Origin of the sequence: Pseudomonas sp. RL_105y_Pfl2_101, from assembly GCF_963970585.1 — a bacterium.
GTDB lineage: Bacteria > Pseudomonadota > Gammaproteobacteria > Pseudomonadales > Pseudomonadaceae > Aquipseudomonas.
The window spans coordinates 36,930-61,757 of record NZ_CAXAPG010000024.1; the positions used below are offsets into that span (position 1 = coordinate 36,930).

The window sequence follows — 24,828 nt, forward strand, 5'->3', positions numbered from 1 at the left end:
TGCATGACGCAAGTCACGGTGAAACAACTGGCCGATGAGGTCAAAACACCGGTAGAGCGCCTGTTGCAGCAGATGCGTGAGGCAGGTCTGCCGCACACCGCCGCCGAGGAACATGTGACCGACAGTGAGAAGCAGTCCCTGCTGACTCACCTGAAGAGCAGTCACAAGGCGAAAGTGGAAGAACCGCGCAAGATCACTCTGCAGCGTAAAACCACCAGCACCCTGCGTGTTGCCGGTAGCAAAAGTATCAGCGTTGAAGTGCGCAAGAAGAAAGTCTTCGTACAGCGCAGCCCGGAAGAAATCGAAGCCGAGCGCAAACGTGAACAGGAAGAACGTCGCGCAGTAGAGAATGCTGCTCGTCAGAAGGCTGAAGAAGAAGCCAAGCGTCGCGCCGAAGAAGAAGCGCGTCGCCAGCCTGCTGCAGCGCAAACGGCTCAGGTAGCATCCGCCGAGGCTGTTGCCTCGGTAGCCGAGCCTGTGCGCGAAGCCGCTCCGGTCGTGGCGCCAGCGCCGGCTCCGGCCGATACTCGCAAGCGCGACGAACAGCGTCGTCCGGACAAGCCACGTGCCGACGACAACCGTCGTGGCAGTGGCGATGGTGAGCGCAAGAACGCGCCTCATCGTGCTTCGGTCAAGGAAAAGGCACCAGCACCTCGTGTTGCGCCACGTACCACCGACGAGGAAAGCGACAGCTTCCGTCGTGGCGGTCGCGGCAAGGCCAAGCTGAAGAAACGCAACGCCCACGGTTTCCAGAGCCCTACCGGCCCTGTCGTGCGCGAAGTGAAGATCGGCGAGACCATCACTGTGGGCGATCTGGCCCAGCAGATGTCGGTCAAGGCTGCTGAAATCATCAAGTTCATGTTCAAGCTGGGTACGCCAGCCACTATCAACCAGGTACTGGACCAGGAAACTGCCCAGCTGGTTGCTGAAGAGCTGGGCCACAAAGTGACCCTGGTCAGCGACACCGCCCTGGAAGATTCCCTGGCCGAGTCCCTGAAGTTTGAAGGTGAGGCGGTTTCCCGTGCACCGGTCGTGACCGTCATGGGTCACGTTGACCACGGTAAAACGTCCCTGCTCGACTATATTCGTCGTGCGAAGGTGGCGGCTGGTGAGGCTGGCGGCATTACCCAGCACATCGGTGCCTACCACGTTGAAACCGACCGCGGCATGGTGACGTTCCTCGACACCCCGGGTCACGCCGCGTTTACCGCGATGCGTGCCCGTGGTGCCAAGGCAACTGACATCGTGATCCTGGTGGTTGCAGCGGACGACGGCGTGATGCCGCAAACCATCGAAGCCGTTCAGCATGCCAAGGCTGCTGGCGTACCGCTGGTGGTTGCAGTGAACAAGATCGACAAGCCGGGTGCTGATCTCGATCGCATCCGCAGCGAACTGTCGGTTCACGGCGTGACCTCCGAAGAGTGGGGTGGCGACACTCCATTCGTTCCGGTCTCGGCGAAGATGGGTACCGGCGTTGACGAACTGCTCGAAGCCGTTCTGTTACAAGCCGAGGTTCTGGAATTGACCGCTACGCCTTCGGCTCCTGGCCGTGGTGTGGTTGTTGAATCGCGCCTCGACAAGGGCCGTGGCCCGGTGGCGACCGTCCTGGTTCAGGACGGTACGCTGCGCCAAGGCGACATGGTCCTGGTCGGCTCGAACTATGGCCGCGTGCGCGCCATGCTCGACGAGAACGGCAAGCCCATCAAAGAAGCCGGTCCGGCTATCCCTGTCGAGATCCTCGGCCTGGATGGCACCCCGGACGCTGGCGACGAGATGAGCGTTGTGGCTGACGAGAAGAAAGCCCGTGAAGTGGCTCTGTTCCGTCAAGGCAAGTTCCGCGAAGTCAAACTGGCTCGTGCTCACGCTGGCAAGCTGGAAAATATCTTCGAGAACATGGGCCAGGAAGAGAAGAAGACGCTCAATATCGTCCTCAAATCCGACGTCCGTGGCTCGCTGGAAGCGTTGAACGGCGCCTTGAATGGCCTGGGTAACGACGAAGTGCAAGTGCGTGTGGTCGGTGGCGGTGTCGGTGGTATCACCGAATCCGATGCCAACCTGGCCCTGGCCTCCAACGCTGTACTGTTTGGCTTCAACGTGCGTGCCGATGCCGGCGCTCGCAAGATCGTCGAGCAGGAAGGCCTGGATATGCGTTACTACAACGTGATCTACGACATCATCGAAGACGTCAAGAAAGCCCTCACCGGTATGTTGGGCAGTGATGTTCGCGAGAACATCCTGGGTACCGCTGAAGTGCGTGACGTGTTCCGTTCGCCGAAGTTTGGCGCGATCGCCGGTTGCATGGTGATCGAGGGTGTTGTTCACCGTAACCGTCCGATCCGTGTACTGCGTGAAGACATCGTGATCTTCGAAGGCGAGCTGGAATCCCTGCGCCGCTTCAAGGATGACGCTTCCGAAGTACGTGCCGGCATGGAATGCGGTATTGGCGTCAAGAGCTACAACGACGTCAAGGTCGGCGACAAGATCGAAGTCTTCGAGAAGGTCCAGGTTGCTCGCAGCCTCTAACTCGCGCACTTCAAGAGCCGCACCGGGCAGCCGCATGAACATGCTGCCTGGCTGGCGGACTCTAAACGCAACGCCCGGTCTGGCTTTTGCCAGGCCGGGCGTTTGCCGCTTTCAGACCTTGCGGGTTTCACCGCAGGGCAGTAACAGGTAACAAGACATGGCAAAAGAATACAGCCGTACCCAACGAATCGGCGATCAGATGCAGCGCGAGCTGGCCCAACTGATCCGTCGCGAAGTCAAAGACCCGCGCGTCGGCCTGGTCACCATTACCGCAGTGGAAGTCAGTCGTGACGTCGGTCATGCCAAGATTTTCATCACCGTGATGGGCCAGGACAGCGCCGAAGAAATCGCCCAGAGCATCAAGGTGCTCAACTCGGCTGCCGGCTTCCTGCGTATGCAGCTGGCCCGGGAGATGAAGCTGCGCAGCGTCCCACAGCTGCACTTCCACTACGACGAAAGCGTCGTGCGTGGTGCGCATCTGTCGGCCCTGATCGAACGCGCCGTGGCCGAAGACAGTCAGCACCCGGTTGCGGCTGAACCCGAAGACACCAAGGAGTAATCGGTGGCTCAGGTCAAACGTATCCGTCGTAACGTCAGCGGTATCATCCTGCTCGACAAGCCGCTGGGGTTCACCTCCAACGCGGCGTTGCAGAAGGTTCGCTGGCTGCTCAACGCTGAAAAGGCCGGGCACACCGGTAGCCTCGATCCGCTGGCCACTGGCGTGCTGCCGCTGTGCTTTGGCGAGGCGACCAAGTTCTCCCAGTACCTGCTCGATTCCGACAAGGGCTATGAGACCCTGGCGCAACTGGGTAAGACCACTACCACGGCGGATGCCGAAGGTGAGGTTTTGCTCGAACGCCCGGTGACCGTTGGTCAGGCCGATGTCGAAGCGGTGTTGCCGGGTTTTCGTGGGCAAATCAGTCAGATACCGCCGATGTACTCCGCTTTGAAGCGCGATGGACAGCCGCTGTATAAACTGGCCCGTGCAGGCGAAGTAGTGGAGCGTGAACCGCGTTCTGTTACTATTGCGCGCTTGGAATTGCTGGCCTTTGACGGTAATACTGCGCGGCTGGCCGTGGATTGCAGCAAGGGCACCTATATCCGGACCCTGGTGGAGGATATTGGTGAACAGCTTGGCTGTGGCGCGTACGTGGCAGAATTGCGACGGACCCAGGCCGGGCCTTTCGCGTTGGCCCAGACGGTTACGCTGGAAGAGCTTGAAGCGGTACATGCCGAAGGTGGCAATGAAGCGGTCGACCGTTTCCTGATGCCATCGGACAGCGGGTTGCTGGATTGGCCGCTGTTGCAGTTCTCGGAACACAGTGCGTTCTACTGGCTCAACGGCCAGCCGGTACGTGCCCCGGACGCGCCGAAGTTCGGCATGGTCCGGGTACAGGATCACAACGGTCGTTTCATCGGTATCGGTGAAGTGAGCGAAGACGGGCGCATTGCGCCGCGTCGACTGATTCGGTCGGAATGACCGGAACCAGCCTGCGTAACAGCAGGTTGGCGAGTGTGGCTGTTAACAGGCACGGTCACTACTCATTTATAGATACAGGGATTTGTCCCTGGCCTGTTGAAGCTGTTTCCTTGAAACAGTTTCCTGACTAAAAGGATTGCCTCATGGCTCTCGACGTTCAAGAAAAAGCTCAAATCGTAGCTGACTACCAGCAAGCTGTTGGTGACACTGGTTCGCCAGAAGTGCAAGTTGCACTGCTGACCCACAACATCAACAAACTGCAAGGTCACTTCAAGGCCAACGGTAAAGATCACCACTCCCGTCGTGGTCTGATCCGCATGGTAAACCAGCGTCGTAAGCTGCTGGACTACCTGAAAGGCAAGGACGTGAGCCGTTACAGCGCTCTGATCGCTCGCCTGGGTCTGCGTCGCTAATCAGCGATTGCGCTAGAGGTTGGTTGTCTGTCGTGCGTCAGTGGGTTTCCCGCTGGCGCATGGCAGGCTCCCAGCCTCAAGTTTTATCTGGATACACGTTTTACCCTGGACAGACGTCGGGCCGATTCCCGTCATTGCCCAAGAATTTCGCAAGAAGACAAGTTCCCCAAGAGCCACAAAGAAGGTAGGACACCGTGAACCCGGTAATCAAAAAATTCCAGTTCGGTCAGTCGACCGTTACCCTCGAGACTGGCCGTATCGCCCGTCAGGCCTCCGGCGCAGTGCTGGTCACCGTTGACGACGACGTCAGCGTATTGGTGACCGTTGTCGGTGCCAAGCAAGCCGATCCAGGCAAGGGCTTCTTCCCGCTGTCTGTTCACTACCAGGAAAAGACTTACGCTGCCGGTAAGATCCCTGGCGGTTTCTTCAAGCGCGAAGGCCGTCCTTCCGAGAAAGAAACCCTGACTTCCCGACTGATCGACCGTCCGATCCGTCCGCTGTTCCCAGAAGGCTTCATGAACGAAGTGCAGGTTGTCTGCACCGTCGTGTCCACCAGCAAGAAAACCGATCCGGACGTCGCTGCGATGATCGGTACCTCGGCTGCCCTGGCGATTTCCGGCATTCCTTTCGATGGCCCGATCGGCGCTGCCCGCGTCGCGTTCCACGAAAGCACCGGCTACCTGCTGAACCCGACCTACGAGCAACTGAAAGCCTCGAGCCTGGACATGGTCGTGGCCGGTACTTCCGAAGCCGTGCTGATGGTTGAATCCGAAGCCAAAGAGCTGACCGAAGACCAGATGCTGGGCGCCGTGCTGTTCGCCCACGACGAATTCCAGGTGGTGATCAACGCCGTCAAGGAACTGGCCGCTGAAGCCGCCAAGCCAACCTGGGCCTGGGCTCCGCAAGCCGAGGCCACCGAGCTGCTGGGCTTGATCCGTGCCGAGTTCGGCGAAGCGATCTCCCAGGCCTACACCATCACCGTCAAGGCCGACCGTTATGCACGCCTGGGCGAGCTGAAAGACCAGGTCGTTGCCAAGCTGTCTGGCGAAGAAGGCCAGCCATCGGCCAGCGACGTCAAAGCTGCTTTCGGTGAAATTGAATACCGCACCGTTCGCGAAAACATCGTCAACGGCAAGCCACGTATCGACGGTCGCGACACCCGTACCGTACGTCCGCTGAACATCGAAGTCGGCGTTCTGCCAAAGACCCACGGTTCGGCACTGTTCACCCGTGGCGAAACCCAGGCGCTGGTCGTTGCAACACTGGGCACCGCCCGTGACGCGCAACTGCTGGACACCCTGGAAGGCGAAAAGAAAGACCCGTTCATGCTGCACTACAACTTCCCGCCGTTCTCGGTGGGCGAGTGTGGTCGCATGGGTGGCGCCGGTCGCCGCGAAATCGGTCACGGTCGTCTGGCCCGTCGTTCGGTCCAGGCTATGCTGCCTGCCGCTGACGTGTTCCCGTACACCATTCGCGTGGTATCGGAAATCACCGAGTCCAACGGTTCGAGCTCGATGGCCTCGGTCTGCGGCGCTTCCCTGGCCCTGATGGACGCCGGTGTGCCGATGAAGGCGCCAGTTGCCGGTATCGCCATGGGGCTGGTTAAAGAGGGCGAGAAATTCGCCGTCCTGACCGACATCCTGGGTGACGAAGACCACCTGGGTGACATGGACTTCAAAGTGGCCGGTACCGCCAAAGGCGTCACCGCACTGCAGATGGACATCAAGATCAAGGGCATCACCGAAGAGATCATGGAAATCGCCCTGGGCCAGGCCCTGGAAGCGCGCCTGAACATCCTCGGTCAGATGAACCAGATCATCGGTCAGTCCCGTACCGAACTGTCGGAAAATGCTCCGACCATGATCGCGATGAAAATCGACACCGACAAAATCCGTGATGTCATCGGTAAAGGCGGCGCGACCATCCGTGCGATCTGCGAAGAAACCAAGGCTTCGATCGACATCGAAGACGACGGTTCGATCAAGATCTTCGGCGAAACCAAGGAAGCGGCAGAAGCAGCACGCCAGCGTGTCCTGGGTATCACCGCAGAGGCCGAGATTGGCAAGATCTACGTCGGCAAGGTTGAGCGCATCGTCGACTTCGGCGCGTTCGTCAACATCCTGCCGGGTAAGGACGGTCTGGTTCACATCTCCATGCTGAGCGATGCTCGCGTCGAGAAAGTGACCGACATCCTCAAAGAAGGTCAGGAAGTGGAAGTGCTGGTACTGGACGTGGACAACCGCGGCCGTATCAAACTGTCCATCAAGGACGTCGCAGCAGCCAAGGCATCGGGCGTTTAATCACCCCGTCGCCTAACCGCTGAACAAGCAAACGCCCCGACTGGTTCGGGGCGTTTTGCTGTGCGGTGAAAATCCCTGTGTCGCGGGTTGCCTGGCCACAGGGGACGGTGCTAGGTTTAGCCACCGCCCGTGTAGCTCAGTCGGTAGAGCAGCGCACTCGTAACGCGAAGGTCGCAGGTTCGATTCCTGTCTCGGGCACCATCCCCCTTGTTATTTCACTTTCCTGCTCAGTTCCTCGACCGTACGTTTGAGCTGATCCATCTCGCGATCCTGATCGCTGAGCTCGCGTTTCAGGGACGAAATCTCGCTGTTGCTCGAACTCGAGCTGGAGCTGCTTTTGCGCTTGAGTTCTTCCACTTGCTTGCCCAGATCGTTCAGGTCGCGTTCCTGTTCCTTGATGGTGCGCTTGAGCTCGTCAATCTCCTTGCTGCTGGAGGTGGAGCTGGAGCCACTGGTGCGCTTGAGTTCTTCGAGCTGGCGGGCCTGCTCACTGAGGACGCGTTTCTGGTTTTCCAGTTCCTCGGCGTTGTTCTTCACGGTTTTTGGCAGGTTTTCCAAGGCGCTGACGTTGACGTTAGTCTTGACGAGTACGAACTTATCAAATCGGTTAAAACGAAGGGCAGGAATGGTGTCGTGGGAAGACGGCATATCGGAGGAGACTTCAACAGCCGCTTGGGCAGCGCCGGTCAAGGTCAGACTGCCGAGCAGCAGGGTCGCGGTAGCAAGCCGGGTCAACGAACGTTTCGAAAAGCTGCGCATCACTGGAGTTCCTTGTGAAGTGCCGGCATGGCACATGGCTATGACTGGTTGTTTTGACAGATGTTCCCAAGCTCCCCTGATTTTCCATGCGCATGGTTTTTTGTGGGATAGGTGTAAAGAACCGTGTAAATCGTCGGCAAAACGTCCTATATTCATTGCCTGCATGTGCATCGCCCAGCAGTTTTCAGATGATCCCCGAATGGTTCTGAAGGCCAGATAAACCGGGCTTCACACGGTTTTTTGCGTCAGAGAGATCCTTGATGATCCAGATCCATCTTCCATTCCTCCGATCAACGAGAACGCCATGACCGCTAAAGAACTGACGCAAGAAGCCAGACACGAAGAGGCCCTGCGAAAATACGCCCTGGACACGCCTCAGTTACTGGACGAAATCAAGGACCTGAGCGCCGACGATCAAAAAGACCAGATCCAATGGGCGTTCGAAGACGAGGCCGAGGCCCAGGGCCTGCAGCCTTGGGAGTTGACGCTCAAGTACACCAGCACAGCTGAAGAGTTCGAGGTGCAGCGCCTTGCGCTGCACAAGGAAGCGGCCGAGGTGCTGGGTGTGGAATGGGATGAGTACTGCGAGATGAACAATCTGGTGGTCTGAAAAAAAACGCCAGCCTTCAAGGCTGGCGTTTTTTGTTGTCAGAGGCTCAAGCGCATCGACAGATCCACTGCCTTCACATCTTTGGTCATCGCGCCGATCGAGATGTAGTCCACCCCCGTCTCGGCAATCGGGCGCAACGTGCTTTCGTTGATCCCGCCGCTGGCCTCCAGCTTCGCCTTGCCGCCATTGAGGCGTACGGCTTCACGCATGTCGTCCAGGCTCAGTTCGTCGAGCATGATGATGTCGGCGTTGGCCGCCAGGGCTTCTTTCAATTCCGCCAGGCTTTCGACTTCGACTTCTACCGGTTTGCCCGGTGCGATCTTGTGGGCGGCAGCAATGGCCTGGGCGATCCCGCCGCAGGCGGCGATGTGGTTTTCCTTGATCAGGAAGGCATCGTACAGGCCAATGCGGTGGTTGTGGCAGCCACCGCAGGTGACCGCGTACTTCTGGGCCATGCGTAACCCCGGCAGGGTCTTGCGGGTGTCCAGCAGCTTGACCTGGGTACCGGCGACAAAGTCGGCCAGGTAACGGGCCCGCGTGGCAACGCCGGACAGCATTTGCACGAAGTTCAGTGCGCTGCGTTCGCCGGTCAGCAGCGAGCGGGCCGGGCCCTCCAGGTGGAACAGCGCTTGATCGGGGGTGACCCGCTCGCCGTCGCGCACTTGCCAATGCACCGCGACACGCGGGTCCAGTTGCCGGAACACCGCATCGACCCAGGCGGTGCCACTGATGATCGCCGCGTCGCGGGTGATGATGGTGGCCTTGGCCAGGCGTTCGGCGGGGATCAGTTGCGCGGTGATGTCGCCGCTGCCGATGTCTTCAAGCAACGCACGGCGCACGTTGGCTTCGATTTCGGCGGTCAGATCGGCGAGGCGTAGATTCGGCATAACGGGCTCCACAAACAAAGTGGCCTGATTATAGGGTGTCGAACCCCGCATTTGGTCGCGTCCTCGCAACATTTCCTCATTCCCCGGGTCACTTATTGCGTCGTATTTCGAGATGGGTCGCAGAGTGTGCTGGTACGACGGGGTTCTTTTACCTGATAATCCGCCTTTTGATTGACGTCATAGCTTTGACGTTATGAGCCGCAGAAAGCCGTTGCAGGAGGCCAGGATGCACAACGACGGGAATGTAGTGCCTTTGCACAAGGTCGCTACCGATCAGGCGAACCCTTCGCCGCTCGCCCGCCTGCCTGTGATTCTGCTTCAGGTTCGCGACAAGGCCGCCCAGCAGTTGCGCCAGGGCTTGCAGGGACTGTTCGATAATGCCGACGACACGTTGTTTGAAATGGCTGACCGGGCGCGCGACGACATTGAGCAGAACCTGTACTTTGAGGCCATGCGGGACCTGCGCCTGAAGCGCAAAAGCATCGAACGTGAATTCATGGAGCAGTTTTTCGGGACCTTCGTCAGCCTTGCCCAATACGACTTGACCCACGTCACCTTGGCGCCTGCCCTGGCGCCGGACAGCCAAGCCCAGCGCTCCCAGGACGACCTGGAGCGCCATCTGGCGGTCGAGGCGATGGTCACTCGGGTGCTCAGGCGCGATGGCGTGTCGTTGGAACAACTGACGGCCCGGCTCGGAGTGTTGCTGGCCCGACCGCTGGCCAATCAGCACAATCCCCTGAGCCCGGCCTTGCTGTGCGAGAAATTCCTGCAGGCCGGGCGCAACCTGGGCGTGGAAATCAAGGTCAAGCTGATCCTGCTCAAGCTGTTCGAGCGTTATGTGCTCAGCGATTGCGACCAACTCTATACCGAGGCCAACCAGTTGCTGGCCGCCACAGGCATCCTGCCAGAGCTCAAGGTTACGCTGACGCGCCGGGCGTCGGATCGCACCGAGGATAACCCCGGGCCCAACGCCGAGATGGCTGCCAAGCCCAGCGATGCCGAGGTTGATGACAGCGTGCAGGAAGTGTTCGCCGCCTTGCAGAAACTGTTGATGCAGGTGCGTGGCTCTGTGGCGCCGACCCTGGAGCCCAGCGTTGCGCCCCAGCCGATTTCTACCCGTGACCTGCTGCGACTGCTCTCTCATTTGCAGCAATACGTGCCGGCGCCTACCGTTCACGACGAGTTCGATTTGCGTAGCCAGCTCGAACAGCTGCTGACCCGGGTCAGCGTCAGGAGTGGCAAGTCCCGGGTGGTCGAAGGCGCCGATGAAGACGTGATCAACCTGATCTCGATGATGTTCGAATTCATCCTCGACGATCACAACCTGCCAGACTCCTTCAAGGCTCTGATCGGCCGTCTGCAAATCCCGATGCTCAAGGTCGCGGTGCAGGACAAGAGCTTCTTCAGTCGCGGCAATCATCCGGCCCGGCGACTGCTTAACGAAATCGCAGCCGCGGCCATGGGCTGGGGTGATTGCGACGATCATCAGCGCGACAGCCTGTACCTGCGCATCGAGCAGGTGGTGCAGCGTTTATTGAATGATTTTGTCGATGACCCGGCGATTTTCTCCGAACTGCTGGCCGACTTCCTGGCCTTCACCAGTGACGAGCGGCGCCGCAGTGAACTGCTCGAACAGCGCATCCGCGATGCCGAAGAGGGCCGAGCCAAGGCCGAACTGGCGCGTCACCGAGTCGAAGGGACGCTGAACCTGGTGATGATGGGCAAAGTCTTGCCGCAAGCCGTGGTGGAGTTCGTGCAACACGCCTGGAGCCAAGTGTTGCTGCTGACGTGCTTCAAGCATGGCAAGTATTCCGCCGAGTGGCAGGCCGACGTTTTGACCCTGGAGCAATTGATCTGGAGTGTCCGGCCTCACGACGAATCCGGTGCCGGCCTGCGTTTACTGGCGATGGTGCCCGAACTGCTCAAAGCCCTGCGTGAAGGCTTGAATCGCTCGGCGTTCGACCCGTTCGCCACCAGCGAGTTTTTCAGTGAACTGGAAGCCCTGCATGTGCAGGCCCTCGAGCGCATGGGCCAAGCGACGGAACAGGCCCAGTCGTTCACTTCACCGGTTATGGTCGAGGTGCTGGAAAAAATCGTCTTGCGTCCCCCTCAAAAGTCGGCGGGGGAGAGCGTGGCGGTGCATTTGCCGGCTGATGACGTGGGCCTGCTGCAGGTCGACCAGTTGCACCTGGGGAGCTGGGTCGAGTTCCAGGAGGACGATGACAACACCCTGCGTTGCAAGCTGGCGGCGATCATCGAGGCGACCGGCAAATATGTCTTCGTCAATCGCACTGGCCTCAAGGTGCTGGAGCACGGCCGTAGCAGCCTGGCCCTGGAGTTTCGCCGGGGGGCGGCGCGGCTGTTGGACGACACCCTGTTGTTCGACCGGGCGTTGGAGTCGGTGCTGGGCAATCTGCGCCAGCTCAATCGCGGCAAGTGATCGCGCTGCCCGGTCCGATCACGGCATACTGGCGGCATTCACTGTCGTCATCGAAGGAACCTGTATGCAGTTGGACTCCGCGAGCGGTTGGTGCGAGGGGGTGCGTCATTGCCCATCGCCCAACTTCAATGCGCGCCCCGAAGGCGAAATTTCCCTGCTGGTGATCCACAACATCAGCTTGCCACCGGCGCAATTCGCCACGGGCAAGGTGCAGGATTTCTTCCAGAATCGTCTGGATGTCACGGAACATCCCTATTTTGTCGGTATCGCCGACCTGCGCGTCTCTGCACATTTTCTGATCGAGCGTGACGGCGCCGTGACCCAGTTTGTCTCTTGTCTGGATCGCGCGTGGCATGCCGGTGTCTCGTGCTTCGAGGGGCGTGAGACCTGTAACGATTTTTCCCTGGGCATCGAGCTTGAGGGCACGGATGATCTGCCGTTCACCGACGCGCAATATGCCGCATTGGTGGACCTGACCCGGCAGTTGCAAGCGGCGTTCAGGGCGATCACTGTGCAGCGTATCTGCGGGCACAGCGACATCGCACCGGGGCGCAAGACCGATCCGGGACCGGCATTCGACTGGGTGCGCTATCGCGCGGCCCTGACAGAAGGGGAAGGACAATGAGTTTTCTGGTGTTGCTGCTGGCCGTCTGGATCGAGAAGTTCTCGGCCTTGCGCCAGCGAGTCCAGCGCGACGGTGGTTGGCTGCACGAGCTGAACAAGCTCGAGGCGGGCCCACGTTGGGTTAACCGACCGTGGTGGGTGCTGACGGTGATGGTTTTGCTACCCGTGGCGCTGTTGGCGTTGTTGCTGTGGGTGCTGGAACCGGTGGCCTACGGTCTGTTGGCGCTGCCGGTGCATTTGCTGGTGGTGATTTACAGCTTGGGGCGCGGCGATCTGCTGGCCGGCCTCGGGCCGTTTCGCGACGCGTGGCGTCGGGAAGACCTGCAAGCGGCGGCCCATGTGGCCAAGCGCGACCTGGACATTGAAGCCGATGACGGTGAGCAGTTGCTGGAGCGGGTCCAGGGGCATTTGTTGTGGCAGGCCTACCAGAGCTTTTTCGCGGTGATTTTCTGGTACTTCGTGTTGGGCCCGGTCGCAGCCTTGAGTTATCGGCTGCTGGCGCTCGCCGCCGAGCACAGCCAGAACCCCGGCGTGGCCGAGCGGGCCGCGCACATGCGCCATGCCTTCGATTGGGTGCCGGTGCGGTTGCTGGCGGCGAGCTTCGCTCTGGTGGGGAATTTCGTCGCGGTCAGCCGGGTCATGCTGCATGAGCTGTTGAACTGGAACATCAGCGCCGCCGCCCTTATCGACAAAGTCGGTCTGGTGGCCGGCGAGATCACCAGGCCCGTCGCCGGGCCGGACGGCATCAACAGCCTGGATCGCCTCTGGGAATTGCTGCTGCGTGCGGCGGTGCTCTGGTATGCCGGGTTTGCGTTGTGGACGGTGTTGGCCTGATCAATGTAAGGGCTGTGGTTAGGCGCTTTTGTGGCAAGGGCGCTTGCTCCCGCTCTGTAGGAGCTGGCGAAGCCTGCGATTTTTTGATCTTTTGATCTTTTGATCTTTTGATCTTTCGCTTGAGATTCAAGTGTTTTTGGAAAGATCGCAGCCTCGTTGCACTCGACAGCTCCTACGCAGCTCCTACACCGTTAACCTTAAGTTACAAAACTCCCCGTCGATTTAGGCTATACAAGGACAGCGCCCGAATAGTGGCTTTCTGCTGTCTTCGTGCGCGAGCCCATAACAATAAGAACACTACCGGGAGACTTCCTTGTGAAGAGTTTGCTCTGGCCCGCCGTCGCGCTGATGAACCGCCTGAGCTTCGGCATGAAGTTCAGCCTGATCAGCGTGCTGTTCCTGTTGCCAATGCTGGTGACCAACTTCTTTCTGGTGCGCGATTCCTATCGGGAATTTCAGGGCACGCAAGTGGAGCTGCAAAGCCTCGACCTGCTGGGCAGCAGCCTGATCCTGCGCAGGGACCTGGAAACCCTCTACAACCTGGTACAGATCAATGCCAGCCTGGGCCAGTCCGGCAAGGCCGGTGATGTCGAAGCGAAGATCGGCAGCCTGGAACAACAAGTCCTCGCGCGCCTGCAAGGCATGACCTCCGTGACCATCGAGCCTGAGCAGATCAGTGCCTTCGAGGCCAAACGTGACGAGATGATCGGTGCTTACAAGACCCAGAAGGCCGAAAGCTCCCTGCAGAGCAAAAGCGCACTGATTGGCAAGTTGCTCAACAACGCCCAGATGTTCAGCCAGATCATCGCCAGCCAGGCAGGGCTGAGCCGCGACAGCCAGAGCGACATCCGTCAGCTCAGTGAGCTGATCATCAGCACGACCCCCAAGGTCACCCAGATCCTCGGCGAAGGCCGGGCGCTGGGTGCGTCCTCGTTGGGGCTGGGGTTTCTCAATTCGGCGTCGAGCACCCGTTTCGACGAGTTGCTGTCACAGATCGAAAAGCTCCAGGGTGAATATGACTTGAAACTGCAGGATGCCTTGGGTTCCAGCAAGGTCGCCGGGCAGGCCTTGGCCGATCAGGCCAATGGCAGCAAGAGCACCCTTAAGAAGGCCAGTGAACTGATTGAAGAGCAGGTGGTGATGGCCGACACGCTCGATGCGCCATGGTCGGCATTTTATCAGCAAGTCAGCGGCCTGATGGAGCAGACCTACCGGCTGAACGAGGCGACCCAGGGCTTCCTGGGAGTCCAGTTGCAGCAGCGCCTGGAGCAGAACCGCAGCCATATGGTGCTGCAAGCCGTGGCGCTGGTGCTGGTGTTCCTGTTGATTTTTTACCTGTACGCCGGTTTCTACGCCTCGACCCGTACCACGCTCCAGCACCTGGGCCAAATGATGGACAAGGTGGCGGCGGGGGACATGACGGTCAATTTCGCCGCCCGCAGCAAGGATGAACTGGGCGAGTTGGGTGAAGTGTTCAACGGTACGGTGGCGAAGATCCATGACCTGATCGAACAGGTCGGCCGCACCGTTGCGCAAGTCGAGCGCCAGGCCGGGCAGGTGGAAACGGTTTCGGCCCAGAGCAACCAGGCCGTCGCCGGTCAGCGCAGCCAGATCGAACTGGTGGCCACGGCGATGAACCAGATGTCGGCCACGGCCCAGGAAGTGGCCCGCAGTGCCGCCGCTGCCGTGAGCAGTGCCCACAGTGTGAACGACGAAACCCTCAGTGGGCGAGGGCTGGTGGAGTCCCAACAGGGCAGCATCGTCCGCTTGGCCAGCGAGATCGATCAGTCAGTGCAGGTGATCAATCAACTGGCGACCGACAGCCAGGCGATCAGCCGCGTGCTGGATGTGATCAAGAGCATCGCCGAGCAGACCAACCTGCTGGCCCTCAATGCCGCTATTGAGGCAGCCCGGGCCGGTGAGCAGGGACGCGGCTTCGCGGTGGTGGCCGATGAAGTGCGGACCCTGGCCAAGCGAACCCAGCAATCGACCGAAGAAATCGAAGCGATGATCGCCCGCCTGCACGGCGGTGTCGGCGCCGCGGTCAAGGCGATGGGTACCAGTCATGAGATGGCCAGCGGCACGGTCGGCCAATCGGAAAAGGTCCAGATGGCCCTGGAAAATATCCTCGGTGCCGTCGGCATGATCGTTGACCAGAATCAGCAGATCGCCGCCGCTGTAGAGCAGCAGACGGCCGTGGCCCATGACATCGACCAGAACATCGTCGAGATCAACCGCGCCGGCGAACGCACCGCTGAAGGTGCCCATCAGACCGAAGACGCCAGCCGTGAATTGTCTGCCCAGGTGGTGCAGCTCAAGCAGTTGATCAATGCGTTTCGGGTGTGATTCCGAGGCCCACCACCGAACCAATGTAGGAGCGGGCTTGCTCGCGAAAGCGGTGTGTCAGTCGACAAATGAGTTGTCTGACACTCCGCTTTCGCGAGCAAGCTCCCACAGGGGGGTGTCACCAGTTGAACAATTGGCGGGCATTGGCCGTGCTGGCCTCAGCCAATCGTTCCGAGCTGATACCCATGATCCCGGCCAACGCCTCACAAATCGCCGGCAAATGCGCCGGGCTGTTACGTTGGCCGGGGAACATCGCCGGGGCCATGTCCGGGGAGTCGGTTTCCAGTACCACCGCGTCCAGCGGCAAGTTCGCCAGCACCCGGTGCATGCGTAACGCCTGGGGCCAGGTCGCGGCGCCGCCCAGGCCGAGCTTGAAGCCGAGTTTGATGTACTCACGGGCCTCTTCAAGGCTGCCGGCGAAGGCGTGGATGATTCCAGCGCGTTTGGGCCCCATGCGCTTGAGGGTCGCGATCACGTCGGCATGGCTGCGGCGCACATGGATCAGCGCTGGCAGTTCGAACTCCACCGCCTGTTGCAGTTGTGCTTCGAACAGCGCCTGCTGGTGTTCGCGGTCCAGGGTCGGGATGTAGTAATCCAGGCCGATTTCCCCCACGGCACACAATTGCCGGTGTCCGGCCAGGCGGCTCAGCCACTCGCGCAGCAGCGTCACGTCCTCGGGTCGGTGCTGATCGAGATACAGCGGGTGCATACCCAGTGCGGCATGCAGGTCCGGGTCGCTTTGCACCAGGTCCCAGACCCGCTGCCAGTTGTCCCGGTACACGCCCAGTACCACCATTTGCCGCACGCCCAAGGCGCGGCTTTCGGCCAGCAGTGCCGGGCGGTCCGCGTCAAAATCTGGAAAATCCAGGTGGGTGTGGGTGTCGATCAACTCCATGCATCAATCCTGAAGAAGCGTCAGCCTTGGTGAATACGCTGCTTGAACGTCCGCGCAATGGCCTGCACGCCTGGCTGGTAGTCATCGTTTTCGATGGCCGCCAGGGCCAGTTCCAGGGCTTTGTCGGCGATCAGTTGGTGCTGCTGGGACATGGCATTGACCGGCAGGGGCAGGAAATCCAGCAACTGCGTGTCACCAAACGTGCCCAGGCGCAACGGTCGCGACTTGAGCGGGAAATCGTGCAGGGCGTCGAACACCCCTTGCAGCAGCACGTAGGATGTGGTGATCAGCGCATCGGGCAGATGCCCCAGGCGCGCGAGCATTTCATCCATCAATTGGCGGCCGCATTCACGGCTGAACGACTCACCATGCTCGATCAGCACCTGGCCCTCGAACCCGGCCAAGGCTTCGCTAAAGCCTGCGGTCCGTTCCTGGCTGATGCTCAGCTCGGGACGAGCGCTGATCAGCGCAATTTGCCGAGGGTGGGTCTCCAGCAGGCTACGAGTCAGTTGCAGGCTGGCCTGGCGATCGTCGCTGATCACCGAGCAGAACCGCGCAGGGTTCATGACCCGGTCGATGGCGATGATGGGAATGCCCTTGGCCTGCAACTGTTGGTAGCTGTCGTCTCCGGCCGGTAGGCAACTGGCCACGATCAGTGCATCGCAGCGGCGGGCGCGGAACAACTGCAACAGTTGCCGTTCGCTGTCGGGGGCGTCGTCGGAACTGGCGATCAGCAACTGGTAGCCCCGCGCCCGTGCGCCTTGCTCCAGCAGCTTGGCGATGCGTGCGTAACTGGGGTTTTCCAGGTCCGGCAGGATGAAGCCCAGGGTACGGGTGTGGCGGCTGCGCAGCCCGGCGGCCTGGGGATTGGGCGTAAAGCCATGTTCCTGGACCACCGCTCGCACCCGTTCGACGGTGGCGCTGCTGATGCGTTGTTGTTCGGCCTTGCCGTTGATGACGTAGCTGGCGGTGGTCACGGAGACACCGGCCAGTTGGGCAATATCACTGAGTTTCAACCCGGTTTTCCTTGTTTTTTCGAGTTAGCCCCGACGATAAGGGGCATCCTACCCGATTCAAGCTGACGGTCACCGTCCAAGCGCTTACGACAAGTTGCACTTCAAGGATGAGAGATTATCGAGTAACGTGCCAATCTTTCTAGATTAAACGTTTCAGCAAGCGTATTTTCAAGCCTAGCAGGATTTTTCGGCCTTCTGCCGCGATCACGCCAAAAGTCATCCTGCGGGGCTAAGCTGATTCATTCAAAACAATACCTGGCGCCAACCGAACGCCAAAAAGGAGAAAGCATGCTCGAGCTCACTCTAGAGCAGATATCCATGGCTCAGACGGCTGTGGATAAAGACGCTGCACTGCAACTGCTCGCCGACAAACTGGTGGCCGATGGCTTGGTGGCTGAGGGTTACCTCGCCGGCTTGCAGGCTCGCGAAACCCAGGGCTCGACCTTTCTCGGCCAAGGTATTGCCATCCCCCACGGCACCCCGCAGACCCGCGACCTGGTCTACTCCACCGGCGTGCGCCTGCTCCAATTCCCGGAGGGCGTGGACTGGGGCGATGGTCAGATCGTTTACCTGGCGATCGGTATCGCGGCCAAGTCCGACGAACACCTGCGCCTGTTGCAACTGCTGACCCGCGCCCTGGGCGAGACTGACCTGGGCCAGGCCCTGCGCCGTGCCGGTTCCGCCGAAGCGTTGCTGAAGCTGCTGCAAGGCGCGCCGCAGGAACTGGCCCTGGATGCCCAGATGATCGGCCTCGGTGTGTCGGCTGACGATTTTGAAGAGCTGGTATGGCGCGGTGCCCGCTTGCTGCGCCAGGCCGATTGCGTGAGCAATGGCTTTGCCGGGGTGTTGCAGCAAGTCGATGCGCTGCCCCTGGGCGATGGCTTGTGGTGGCTGCACAGCGAACAGACCGTCAAGCGTCCGGGCCTGGCTTTCGTCACGCCGGACAAGCCCATCCGCTACCTGGGTCAACCGCTGAGCGGTCTGTTCTGCCTCGCCAGCCTCGGCGAGGCTCACCAAGCCTTGCTGGAAAGGCTTTGCGCCTTGCTGATCGAAGGCCGCGGTCACGAGCTGGGTCGCGCCACCAGCAGCCGCAAGGTGCTGGAAGTGCTCGGCGGCGAATTGCCCGCCGACTGGCCCAGCGCGCGCATCGGCCTGGCCAATGCCCATGGCCTGCATGCACGCCCGGCGAAGATCCTCGCCCAGTTGGCGAAAAGCTTTGAAGGCGAGATTCGCGTGCGCATCGTCGACGGCCAGGACAACGCCGTGTCGGCCAAGAGCCTGAGCAAGCTGTTGAGCCTGGGTGCCCGCCGCGGTCAGGTTCTGGAATTCATCGCCGAGCCGAGCATTGCCGCCGATGCGTTGCCGGCACTGCTGGCGGCCATCGAAGAAGGCCTTGGCGAAGAAGTTGAACCGTTGCCGCCACCGAGTGCGCCGCGGGAAACCGTGATGGCCGAAGTGGCGACAGTCGTGTTGGCGCCCGAATCTGGCAGCCTGATCCAGGCCGTCGCCGCCGCACCGGGCATCGCCATCGGCCCGGCCCACATCCAGGTATTGCAGGCCATCGACTACCCGTTGCGCGGTGAATCGGCGGCCATCGAGCGCGAGCGCCTGCAAAACGCCTTGAACCAGGTGCGCCGCGATATCCAAGGCCTGATCGAACGCGCCAAGGCCAAGGCCATCCGCGAAATCTTCATCACCCACCAGGAAATGCTCGACGACCCGGAGCTCAGCGACGAAGTCGACACCCGCTTGAAGCTGGGCGAGAGTGCGCAAGCGGCGTGGATGGGGGTGGTCGAAGCCGCCGCGAAAGAACAGGAAGCGTTGCAGGACGCCTTGCTGGCCGAACGTGCCGCTGATTTGCGAGACGTCGGCCGTCGGGTGCTGGCGCAACTGTGCGGCGTCGAAACCCCGAATGAACCCGATCAACCCTACATTCTGGTGATGGACGAAGTCGGCCCGTCCGACGTGGCGCGCCTGGACCCAACGCGTGTGGCGGGGATTCTCACCGCCCGTGGCGGCGCCACCGCCCACAGCGCCATCGTTGCCCGGGCCTTGGGCATTCCGGCGCTGGTGGGCGCCGGTGCGGCGGTATTGCTGCTGGCGCCGGGCACGTCCTTGTTGCTGGATGGCCAGCGCGGTCGTTTGCACGTGGACCCAGACGCCGCCACCTTGCAACGGGCTGCAGAAGAACGCGACACCCGCGAGCAGCGCCTCAAGGTCGCGGCCGAGCAGCGTCACGAACCGGCGCTGACCCGTGACGGCCATGCCGTGGAAGTGTTTGCCAACATTGGCGAAAGCGCCGGCGTTGCCAGCGCAGTGGAGCAGGGCGCCGAAGGCATTGGCCTGTTGCGCACCGAACTGATTTTCATGGCCCACACCCAGGCGCCGGACGAAGCGACCCAGGAAGCCGAATACCGCAAGGTCCTCGATGGCCTGGCCGGTCGGCCGCTGGTGGTGCGCACCCTCGATGTGGGTGGCGACAAGCCGCTGCCGTACTGGCCGATCGCGAAAGAAGAAAACCCGTTCCTTGGCGTGCGTGGCATCCGCCTGACCTTGCAGCGTCCGCAGGTCATGGAAGCGCAACTGCGTGCCCTGTTGCGCTCGGCGGACAGTCGTCCGCTGCGGATCATGTTCCCGATGGTGGGCAGCGTCGATGAATGGCGCCAGGCCCGGGACATGACCGAGCGCTTGCGCCAGGAAATCCCCGTGGCGGACCTGCAACTGGGGATCATGATCGAAGTGCCGTCCGCCGCATTGCTGGCCCCGGTGCTCGCCAAGGAAGTCGACTTTTTCAGCGTCGGTACCAACGACCTGACGCAATACACCCTGGCGATCGACCGTGGTCACCCGACCCTTTCGGCCCAGGCCGATGGCTTGCACCCGGCGGTGCTGCAACTGATCGACATCACCGTGCGCGCCGCCCATGCCCATGGCAAATGGGTCGGTGTGTGTGGCGAACTGGCGGCCGATCCGCTGGCGGTGCCGGTGCTGGTGGGCTTGGGTGTGGACGAGCTGAGTGTCTCGGCCCGCAGCGTTGCCGAGGTCAAGGCGCGGGTCCGCGAATTGAGCCTGGCGCAAGTACAAACCTTGGCTCAAGAGGCCTTGGCCGTGGGCAGCGCCGATGACGTGCGCGCATTAGTGGAGGCGCTGTAATGGCGAAGATTCTTACCCTGACCCTCAACCCGGCGCTCGACCTCACGGTGGAGTTGGCGCGCCTGGAGCCGGGCCAGGTCAACCGCAGCGACGCCATGCACGCCCACGCCGCTGGCAAGGGCGTGAACGTGGCCCAGGTGTTGGCCGATCTCGGTCATACGCTGACGGTCAGTGGCTTTCTGGGCGAAGACAATGCCCAGGTGTTCGAGACGCTGTTTGCCCAGCGTGGTTTTGTCGATGCTTTTATCCGTGTACCAGGCGAAACTCGCAGCAATATCAAACTGGCTGAGCAGGACGGACGCATCACTGACCTCAACGGCCCGGGCCCGGTGGTTGATGAAGCCGCACAGCAGGCCTTGCTGGCGCGCCTTGAGCAACTCGCCCCCGGTCACGACGTGGTGGTGGTGGCAGGCAGCTTGCCCCGGGGCGTCAGCCCGCAGTGGCTGCTGGCCTTGATCACGCGCTTGAAAACACTCGGCCTGAACGTGGCCCTCGACACCAGTGGCGAAGCCTTGCGCGTCGCCCTGGCAGCGGGGCCGTGGATGATCAAGCCGAACACCGAGGAACTGGCTGATGCACTGGGTTGCGAGGTGGTGAGCGAGTTGGCCCAGGCGCAAGCGGCGCAGCGCCTGCATGCCCAGGGTGTCGAACATGTGGTGATTTCCCACGGCGCCGATGGCGTGAACTGGTTCAGTGTCGGTACGGCGCTGCATGCCTCGCCACCCAAGGTCAGCGTCGCCAGCACCGTGGGCGCCGGGGATTCGCTGCTGGCGGGCATGCTGCACGGCCTGCTCAGCGCCGACACCCCGGAACAGACGCTGCGCACCGCCACGGCCATCGCCGCCATGGCGGTCACGCAGATCGGTTTTGGCATCCACGACACCGCGTTGCTGGCGTCGCTTGAACAGGGTGTGCGCGTGCGCCCCCTGACAGAACAATAAGAGGGTTCGCAAGAATGAAACTAGCCATTGTGACGGCCTGCCCCAACGGCATGGTCACCAGTGTGTTGTGCGCCCGCCTGCTGGACGCCGCGGCTCAGCGCCAGGGTTGGAGCACCAGTGTCGAAGTCCATGATACGGCCCATCCGGAGCGCCAGTTGTCGGCGGCGGCCCTCGAAGCGGCCGAGTGGGTGTTACTGGTCGCCAGCGGCCCGGTGGACATGTCACGGTTCGTCGGCAAGCGTCTGTTTCGCAGCACGCCGGCCCTGGCCCTGCAAGACGTCGACTCGGTGCTGCGCCGCGGCGCCGAAGAGGCCGAGGTTTTTCTCGCCTCTGATGTCGTGGAGGAGGCACCGGCGGTGTCGACCGAGCGTGCGCCGCGCCTGGTTGCCATCACCGCTTGCCCGACGGGCGTTGCCCATACCTTCATGGCCGCCGAGGCATTGCAACAGGCGGCGAAGAAGCTCGGCTACGACCTGCAAGTGGAAACCCAGGGTTCAGTCGGTGCGCGCAATCCGTTGAGCGCCGAGGCCATCGCCGAGGCGGACGTGGTGCTGCTGGCGACCGACATCGAAGTGGCCACCGAGCGTTTTGCCGGTAAGAAGATCTACCGCTGCAGCACGGGCATCGCCTTGAAACAGGCCGAAGCAACGCTGAACAAAGCGCTGGTCGAAGGTCGCCAGGAAAGCGCGGCGAGCGGTGCCAGCGCCCCGGCCAAGGCGGAGAAGACCGGCGTCTACAAGCACCTGCTGACGGGCGTGTCGTTCATGCTGCCGATGGTGGTGGCCGGTGGTCTGTTGATTGCCTTGTCGTTTGTATTCGGCATCACCGCCTTCAAGGAGCCCGGCACACTGGCGGCGGCACTGATGCAGATCGGCGGCGACACCGCGTTCAAATTGATGGTGCCGCTGCTGGCCGGATACATCGCCTATTCCATCGCCGACCGCCCGGGCCTGGCGCCGGGGATGATCGGCGGGATGCTGGCGAGTACCCTGGGTGCCGGCTTCATTGGCGGGATCATCGCCGGTTTCCTGGCCGGTTACGTGGCCAAGGCGATCAACCGGTACGCGCGCCTGCCCCAGAGCCTGGAAGCGCTCAAGCCGATCCTGATCATCCCGCTGCTGGCGAGCCTGATCACCGGCCTGGTGATGATCTACATTGTCGGCAAACCGGTGGCGGGGATGCTTGAAGGCCTGACTCATTTCCTCGACAGCATGGGCACCACCAATGCGATCCTGTTGGGCGTGCTGCTGGGGTCGATGATGTGTGTCGACCTCGGTGGGCCGATCAACAAGGCCGCCTACGCGTTTTCGGTGGGACTGCTGGCTTCCCAGAGTTATGCACCAATGGCCGCGACCATGGCCGCCGGCATGGTGCCGCCCATTGGCCTGGGCATCGCCACGTTCATCGCCCGGCGCAAATTCGCCCAGACCGAGCGCGAGGCCGGTAAAGCCGCGCTGGTGCTGGGGCTGTGCTTCATTTCCGAAGGGGCGATTCCGTTCGCGGCCAAGGACCCGTTGCGGGTGATCCCGGCCAGCATCGCCGGCGGCGCGCTGACCGGTGCGCTGTCGATGTACTTCGGCTGCAAGCTCATGGCCCCCCACGGCGGTCTGTTCGTGATGCTGATCCCCAACGCCATCAACCATGCGCTGTTGTACCTGCTGGCGATCGTGGCGGGGAGCCTGCTGACGGCAGTGGCGTATGCGCTGCTCAAGCGGCCTGAGGTGGTGGAGATGGCGTTGGAGCCGGCCAAGGCCTGATCACTGCTGTGCCTACTGTGGGAGCGAGCCTGCTCGCGATAACGGAGTGTCAGACAGCCTGTTTGTCGACTGATACACCGCTATCGCGAGCAGGCTCGCTCCCACATTTCGTTCTGCTGAGTTCATGAGGTCCTGTCACACCCACTTCACAGAGCCATGCTTAAGTTTTCCCCTTTAAGGGAGAACACCATGAGCGAATTCGACCTGGGCCGCCGCCGTGTGATGCAAGCCGTGGGGGCGGGGTTGTTGTTGCCGGGGCTGGCGCCGGCGGTGATGGCGTCGGTCAAGGATCGGCCGGTGCTCACCGACGGTGTGCAGTCGGGCGACTTGCAGGGCGACCGGGCGATGATCTGGAGCCGCAGTGACCGTCCGGCGCGGATGGTGGTGGAGTGGGACACGCGCAGCCAATTCAGCAATCCCCGCCGCTTCGTCTCCCCCATGGTCGATTCCCGCAGCGATTTCACTGCCCGTGTTGAACTCACCGGCCTGCCGCCCGACCAGGCCATTTTCTACCGGGTGCATTTCGAAGATGCCCAGAGCGGCGTCGCCAGCGAACCCTGGCTGGGCCACCTGCGCAGCGTGCCGACGTTCAAGCGCAACATCCGTTTCGTCTGGAGTGGCGACACCGTCGGTCAGGGTTTCGGCATCAACCCGGACATCGGCGGCATGCGCATCTACGAAGCCATGCGCCTGCGCCTGCCAGACTTCTTTATCCACAGCGGCGACACCATCTACGCCGACGGCCCGGTGCCGGCGCAAATCACCGCCGAAGGTGGACGCGTCTGGCGCAACCTCACCACCGAGGCCAAGAGCAAGGTCGCCGAGACCCTGGATGAGTATCGCGGCAACTATCGCTACAACCTGATGGACGAAAACATACGCCGCTTCAACGCCGAAGTGCCGCAGATCTGGCAGTGGGACGACCATGAGGTGGTCAACAACTGGTCGCCGGGCAAGCAACTGGACGAGCGCTACCAGACCAAGGGTATCCACAGCCTCGTGGGGCGCGCGCGACAGGCCTGGCTGGAGTACGCGCCAATGCGCCTGCAGAAGGCCGACGGCGGTGGACGTATTTACCGCAAGCTCGGTTATGGGCCGCTGCTGGATGTGTTCGTGCTGGACATGCGCAGCTACCGCGAAGCCAACGACGCCAACCTTGGCGCGGCCAAACCGTTCCTGGGGCGTGAGCAGTTGAATTGGCTCAAGCGCGAACTGAAGCAGTCCCGTGCCCAATGGAAAGTCATCGCTGCCGACATGCCCATCGGCCTCGGTGTGCCGGATGGTGAGGTCAGCCCTGGCGTGCCGCGCTGGGAAGCGGTCGCCAACGGTGACCCGGGCGCGGCCCAGGGGCGTGAAATGGAGATCGCCGAACTGTTCGGCCACCTGCGCAAGCATCAGGTGCGCAACTATGTCTGGCTCACCGCCGATGTCCACTATTGCGCCGCCCATCACTACCACCCCGAACACGCCGCGTTCCAGGATTTCGAACCATTCTGGGAGTTTGTCGCCGGGCCATTGAACGCCGGCAGCTTCGGGCCTAATGCCCTGGACAAGACCTTCGGCCCGCAAGTGGTGTTCCAGAAAGCGCCCCTGGCCCAGAACACCTCGCCGTTTGCCGGGTATCAGTTTTTTGGCGAAGTGAACATCGACGGGCCAAGCGGGGAGATGAGCGTGGTGTTGCGGGATCTGGAGGGTGTGGCGGTGTTCGAGAAGAAGTTGCAGCCGGTTTGATCCCCATTACGCCACGAGCCTCTGTGGGCGCAAAACTTGCTCGCGATGACAGCTATATCTGTCAATAAAGGGCTGACTGACAGTCCGCCATCGCGAGCAAGCTTTGCTCCCACAAGGGG

The 24,828-nt window shown here is 61.5% G+C and carries 18 protein-coding genes and 1 tRNA gene; 15 read left to right on the forward strand and 4 right to left on the reverse strand.

Features of this window, described 5'->3' with window-relative positions:
* Nucleotides 1-3: 3 nt before the first annotated feature.
* From infB to AACY31_RS21175, 6 genes are all read left to right on the forward strand, one after another.
* A complete protein-coding gene (infB, locus tag AACY31_RS21150) occupies nt 4-2,523 on the forward strand; it encodes a translation initiation factor IF-2 (RefSeq protein WP_339479144.1) in 2,520 nt (839 codons plus the stop codon).
* 157 nt (nt 2,524-2,680) lie between these two features.
* Nucleotides 2,681-3,082: a 30S ribosome-binding factor RbfA gene (rbfA, locus tag AACY31_RS21155; RefSeq protein ID WP_003177871.1), complete on the forward strand. Its 402-nt coding sequence runs from the start codon at nt 2,681-2,683 to the stop codon at nt 3,080-3,082.
* Nucleotides 3,083-3,085: 3 nt separating this feature from the next.
* Nucleotides 3,086-4,003, forward strand: coding sequence for a tRNA pseudouridine(55) synthase TruB (truB, locus tag AACY31_RS21160; RefSeq protein ID WP_339479142.1), 918 nt, complete (start codon nt 3,086-3,088; stop codon nt 4,001-4,003).
* A gap of 143 nt (nt 4,004-4,146) precedes the next feature.
* Nucleotides 4,147-4,416 carry a 30S ribosomal protein S15 gene (gene rpsO, locus AACY31_RS21165; RefSeq protein ID WP_003197723.1) on the forward strand — a complete coding sequence of 90 codons (270 nt, stop codon included), beginning with the start codon at nt 4,147-4,149 and terminating at the stop codon, nt 4,414-4,416.
* Between the two features lie 194 nt (nt 4,417-4,610).
* Nucleotides 4,611-6,716 (forward strand): polyribonucleotide nucleotidyltransferase, encoded by a 2,106-nt coding sequence (gene pnp, locus AACY31_RS21170; protein ID WP_339479140.1) that lies wholly within the window; start codon nt 4,611-4,613, stop codon nt 6,714-6,716.
* A 125-nt stretch (nt 6,717-6,841) separates the two neighbouring features.
* Nucleotides 6,842-6,917, forward strand: a tRNA-Thr gene (locus tag AACY31_RS21175).
* A 9-nt stretch (nt 6,918-6,926) separates the two neighbouring features.
* Here AACY31_RS21175 and AACY31_RS21180 read toward each other — a convergent pair.
* Nucleotides 6,927-7,475, reverse strand: a complete 549-nt coding sequence (locus AACY31_RS21180) for a hypothetical protein (protein WP_339479200.1) — start codon at nt 7,473-7,475, stop codon at nt 6,927-6,929.
* Nucleotides 7,476-7,779: 304 nt separating this feature from the next.
* Between AACY31_RS21180 and AACY31_RS21185 the strand changes: the two genes are divergently transcribed.
* A complete protein-coding gene (locus AACY31_RS21185; RefSeq protein WP_339479061.1) occupies nt 7,780-8,085 on the forward strand; it encodes a DUF6388 family protein in 306 nt (101 codons plus the stop codon).
* A gap of 38 nt (nt 8,086-8,123) precedes the next feature.
* Here AACY31_RS21185 and nadC read toward each other — a convergent pair whose 3' ends face one another.
* On the reverse strand, nt 8,124-8,972 hold the full coding sequence (gene nadC, locus AACY31_RS21190; RefSeq protein WP_339479060.1) for a carboxylating nicotinate-nucleotide diphosphorylase: 849 nt from the start codon (nt 8,970-8,972) through the stop codon (nt 8,124-8,126).
* 226 nt (nt 8,973-9,198) lie between these two features.
* Here nadC and AACY31_RS21195 point away from each other — a divergent pair, with 226 nt between their 5' ends.
* The 4 genes from AACY31_RS21195 (at nt 9,199) to AACY31_RS29025 (ending at nt 15,216) form a co-directional block, all read left to right on the forward strand.
* Nucleotides 9,199-11,412 carry a DUF1631 domain-containing protein gene (locus tag AACY31_RS21195; protein WP_339491773.1) on the forward strand — a complete coding sequence of 738 codons (2,214 nt, stop codon included), beginning with the start codon at nt 9,199-9,201 and terminating at the stop codon, nt 11,410-11,412.
* A gap of 64 nt (nt 11,413-11,476) precedes the next feature.
* Entirely contained in the window at nt 11,477-12,037 is a 561-nt protein-coding gene (gene ampD / locus AACY31_RS21200) for a 1,6-anhydro-N-acetylmuramyl-L-alanine amidase AmpD (protein WP_339479056.1), read from the forward strand.
* Complete coding sequence (gene ampE, locus AACY31_RS21205) at nt 12,034-12,870, forward strand: regulatory signaling modulator protein AmpE (RefSeq protein ID WP_339479055.1); 837 nt, start codon at nt 12,034-12,036, stop codon at nt 12,868-12,870. The genes ampD and ampE overlap by 4 nt, the downstream gene beginning before the upstream one ends.
* A 1,641-nt stretch (nt 12,871-14,511) precedes the next feature.
* Nucleotides 14,512-15,216 carry a methyl-accepting chemotaxis protein gene (locus AACY31_RS29025; RefSeq protein ID WP_445261573.1) on the forward strand — a complete coding sequence of 235 codons (705 nt, stop codon included), beginning with the start codon at nt 14,512-14,514 and terminating at the stop codon, nt 15,214-15,216.
* A 118-nt stretch (nt 15,217-15,334) separates the two neighbouring features.
* On the opposite strand, the gene AACY31_RS21215 is transcribed toward AACY31_RS29025, so the two are convergent.
* A complete protein-coding gene (locus AACY31_RS21215) occupies nt 15,335-16,111 on the reverse strand; it encodes a TatD family hydrolase (protein WP_339479052.1) in 777 nt (258 codons plus the stop codon).
* Nucleotides 16,112-16,131: 20 nt separating this feature from the next.
* Complete coding sequence (gene cra / locus AACY31_RS21220; RefSeq protein ID WP_339479050.1) at nt 16,132-17,127, reverse strand: catabolite repressor/activator; 996 nt, start codon at nt 17,125-17,127, stop codon at nt 16,132-16,134.
* 288 nt (nt 17,128-17,415) lie between these two features.
* Between cra and ptsP the strand changes: the two genes are divergently transcribed.
* From ptsP to AACY31_RS21240, 4 genes are all read left to right on the forward strand, one after another.
* Nucleotides 17,416-20,280: a phosphoenolpyruvate--protein phosphotransferase gene (ptsP, locus tag AACY31_RS21225; protein ID WP_339479048.1), complete on the forward strand. Its 2,865-nt coding sequence runs from the start codon at nt 17,416-17,418 to the stop codon at nt 20,278-20,280.
* Nucleotides 20,280-21,221 (forward strand): 1-phosphofructokinase, encoded by a 942-nt coding sequence (gene pfkB / locus AACY31_RS21230; protein WP_339479046.1) that lies wholly within the window; start codon nt 20,280-20,282, stop codon nt 21,219-21,221. The genes ptsP and pfkB overlap by 1 nt, the downstream gene beginning before the upstream one ends.
* A gap of 14 nt (nt 21,222-21,235) precedes the next feature.
* Entirely contained in the window at nt 21,236-22,978 is a 1,743-nt protein-coding gene (locus AACY31_RS21235; RefSeq protein WP_339479044.1) for a PTS fructose-like transporter subunit IIB, read from the forward strand.
* A 189-nt stretch (nt 22,979-23,167) separates the two neighbouring features.
* On the forward strand, nt 23,168-24,709 hold the full coding sequence (locus AACY31_RS21240) for an alkaline phosphatase D family protein (RefSeq protein WP_339505049.1): 1,542 nt from the start codon (nt 23,168-23,170) through the stop codon (nt 24,707-24,709).
* Nucleotides 24,710-24,828 lie beyond the last annotated feature (119 nt).